2 protein-coding genes and 1 pseudogene are annotated in these 3,748 nt (G+C 58.9%); all 3 read left to right on the forward strand.

The genetic code is table 11. From position 1 onward, the window contains the following. Positions 1-196 precede the first annotated feature (196 nt). A complete protein-coding gene (locus tag AC1DT3_RS14475) occupies positions 197-1,096 on the forward strand; it encodes a glycoside hydrolase family 25 protein (RefSeq protein ID WP_477465947.1) in 900 nt (299 codons plus the stop codon). Positions 1,097-1,198: 102 nt separating this feature from the next. Beyond that, positions 1,199-3,391 carry a calcium-binding protein gene (locus AC1DT3_RS14480; protein WP_477465948.1) on the forward strand — a complete coding sequence of 731 codons (2,193 nt, stop codon included), beginning with the start codon at positions 1,199-1,201 and terminating at the stop codon, positions 3,389-3,391. Positions 3,392-3,618: 227 nt separating this feature from the next. Beyond that, positions 3,619-3,748: pseudogene (locus AC1DT3_RS14485) on the forward strand (isovaleryl-CoA dehydrogenase); the annotation flags it as partial.

A 3,748-nucleotide genomic window follows, 5' to 3' on the forward strand; every position in this document is an offset into this window, starting at 1 on the left:
CCTCCGGTCCCTTCGTCACCAGCATCACGGATATCGTCGGTTTCTTCTCGTTCTTGGGCATCGCGACGTTCTGGTTCTCACTTTGACTCGGTGTTTCCACTAAAAAGTGCGATCCCCGCCGAAAGTCTCAATAATCTGTTAACGACATTAGGGCATGCGTGATGCAATAAATGTATTGCGTATTACGGTCCCGACGATGAAACCTCGCCGCCGCTCCGCCCGCCGCCCGAAATCMCAAAAGCTTTCCCGCTTTTTGAATTGGGCCAGATTTGGCGYCGTCGCCGCCCTCTCGATTGGGGTCGCTTCCTGCGCCGTCAGTCCGACCGGTCGCTATCCGGCCAAGGGGGACGCTCGACCTCATGCGGGGGTGGCAACGGCTCATACGCTGCCTATCCACGGCGTCGACATTTCCAAATGGCAGGGCAAGGTCGACTGGGCCGCGATGCGCGGGGCCGGCACGAAATTCGCCTTCATCAAGGCCACCGAGGGCGGCGACCATCTCGACGATCGCTTCCTCGAGAACTGGTGGGGCGCCCGGAACGCCGGCATTCAGCGCGGCGCGTACCATTTCGTCTATTGGTGCCGCCCGGCCCACGAGCAGGCCGCGTGGTTCAAACGCAACGTCCCACAGGACCCGGACGCCTTGCCGCCGGTGCTCGACGTCGAGTGGAACGGCGAATCCGTCAATTGCCCGCGCAAGGTTCCGCGCGAGCAGGCGCTCGCCATGATCAATGTCCTGTTGAAGGAAATGGAAGCCCATACGGGCAAGCGTCCGATCCTCTACACCGACATCACCTTCCACCAGGAAATCCTCGAGGGCGAGTTCAACGACTACCCCTACTGGATCCGCAGCACGGCCGCCGAGCCGCATGAGCGCTATTCGGATCGCCGCTGGACGTTCTGGCAGTTCACGACCACCGGTCGCGTCCCCGGAGTATCCGGCAACGTCGACCGCAATACGTTCTACGGCACCGAAAACCAGTGGAACATGTTCGTCGCCAGCTCCTGCGACCCGCGCGACCACCGCCGCCTCCAGTCCCTGGGCATCTGCCGCTCGATCGATACTGGAACGATGACGGCGACGGCCGAAGAGTGACCTGACTCCTTTGAGACGCGGACCAAGCAGCGTCTCAAATTTCATTGACATTGAAATGTTACAATGAAACAAATCTCGGATCCGTTTTCTTGAGGACCGAGCATGGCCACCGACCTGTATCCCGACGACGACTACATCGAAGGCGCGGCGGGGAGCGACACCTTTAGCGGCGGTGTCGGCTGCGACAACATCCTCGGCAAAGGTGGCAATGACCTATTGCTGGGTGGCGACGGCGACGATTGGCTTTTCGGCGGAGACGGCGACGACGTGCTGGACGGCGGTCTCGGCAGCGATGTTCTCTACGGCGGTGGCGGCGAGGACGTGCTTCGAGGCGGCCTTGGCGACGATCAATACGTCTGGACGATCGGCCTTTCAGGATCCTACGGAGGCGAGACTGAAGGCAACAACGTCGTCGCGGATGCGGGCGGCTATGACGAACTCGATCTCATGTACAGCAACGAGGTCACCTTCGATTTAAAGGGAGACGACCTGCTGCTGTTTTCCGATGACAAGATCCTGACGATCAAGGACTATTTCATCCTTGGCGAAAACGGAGGTCACATCGAGCGGATCTACGTCAAGTGCAGCGTCTGGGATCTCGATTACGTCCTCGATCACCTGTGGAGTCCACCTGACGACGCTTCGGAGCCGCCTGTGGCGCCAACCGATTCGGAGCCGAGTTTCCCTCAGAGCCCTTCAGCGAACCCAGAAGAAGATCCGACCATCGTTGCGTATCCCGCAAGCAATGATCCCACACCAGGGAACGACACCGTCGACGGGACCATCGGAAATGATCACTTACAAACTTATTCAGGGCGCGATCTTCTTCGCGCCGGCACGGGAGACGACGCGTTGAGTGGCGGTGTCGGCAACCATACTCTCGAGGGCGGCACGGGCGACGACGCCTACATACTTTCGAGCAGCGCCAGCACCTACCTTATCAATGATATCGGAGGAACGGATTCGGTTTCTTTCGCCCAGTACGCGCTGACGGGCGTGTACCGGTTGGACTCAAGCGGGGCGTCTGACCCGGCAGGCRACGATCTGCATTTGGTTTTCTCCGCCTTCAACGTGACAATTCGCAATTACTTCGTCACTGGAGCGAACGGCGGTCATATCGAGACTTTGAGATTCAGCTCCATTGCGGCATCTCCCTCAGAGGATAGGATATGGCAGTTAAAGGACATCCTGTCCGCGCTGCAGCAGCCATGGCCTTCCCTAGAAAACAATTTTCTCTACGCCGATCCGACAGGCTTGGATATGCTTTTGGACGGTGGACTAGGGAACGACTACCTCCACAGCTATTTCGCCAATGACACCCTCTTGGGCGGCTCCGGCAATGACACACTCGTGGGAGGTCGCGGCAACAATGTTTTCCAGGGCGACACGGGGGACGATCTATACAAGATGCAGGAAGTCGGCGGGACCGACATCCTCTTTGACGAAGCCGGCGAGGATACCGCCTTGGTGTCCTATGTCGTATCGCGGTTCGAGCGCACCGGCCATGATCTCATCATCACCTCTACCCACGACAGCCGGTTGAAGATCAAAGACTACTTCGTGGATGGCCCGAAAGGAGGTTTCATCGAGCATCTCTGGCTCACCGGCTATGCACCGGATTCCTCGATTTCCGGGCGTTACTGGTCCATGGAAGATATTCTGGCGAAGCTCGAAAGTGCTGATACCGTCGGATCGCAGGACGAGCCTGAGATTGCGGGGCCCTGTCCACCGCCGCCTGGGCCGAAGGAGCCTGAATTGGGCGGCCCTTGTCCACCGCCGCCTGGGCCGCAGACGAGTGTGGTCGCCACCGGCAGCACTGGCCAGAATGTCCTTTTGGGAACCACGGGGGGTGACAGCCTCACCGGTAGCGCCGGCAACGATTCTCTTATTGGCGGCGCCGGCAACGATTCCCTCAATGGCGGCGACGGCAACGACCGCATTACCGGAGGCAAAGGGAAAGATCACGTCACCGGCGGAAACGGTGAGGATTCTTTTGTCTTCGCGGAAAAGACGGACCTGGGTCTCGGCAAATTCCGCGATACCGTCGTCGACTTCGCATCCGGCGCTGATGTTATCGATCTCAGCCAGCTCGACGCGGATACGTCGACGCGGAAAAACGACGGCTTCAAAGTCCTTTTGAACAAGGAGGCGGTTTTCAGCAAGGCGGGGCAACTGCGCTATGATACCAAAACCGGTATCCTTTCCGGCAACACCGACAAGGACGCTGAAGCCGAGTTCCAGATCTTGATCAAGAACAAGCCCAAGGCACTTCATTTGAGCGACTTCGATCTCTGACGACCTCGTCAGCGCCTGAAATGACCCTTCTMCCGAGTGCGGGAGAAGGGTTTTTCTATTTCGGGCCTCAGGTGACGTTGCCCAAAAGGTTGCTATAACGCTTTAAAGCAACCTGCTGTCATCCCCGGCGGAGCATCTCAAGCGGGAAGGCTATCCGTCTTGCCCGCGCCCGGATCGCCCTCTCTACTTGCACGCTGCGGATGACATGAAAGTTTCGAGGAACGCCCATGATCTCGAACGTCGCCAGACAGCTCAATTTCGACCTCGGAGAGACCGCGGACGCGATCCGCGAAGTGGTTGCCGACTTTGCCCGTGAAAAGATCGCCCCGCGTGCCGAGGAGATCGACCGGACCAACC

The sequence above is a fragment of the Microvirga sp. P4_G7 genome (assembly GCF_056401005.1).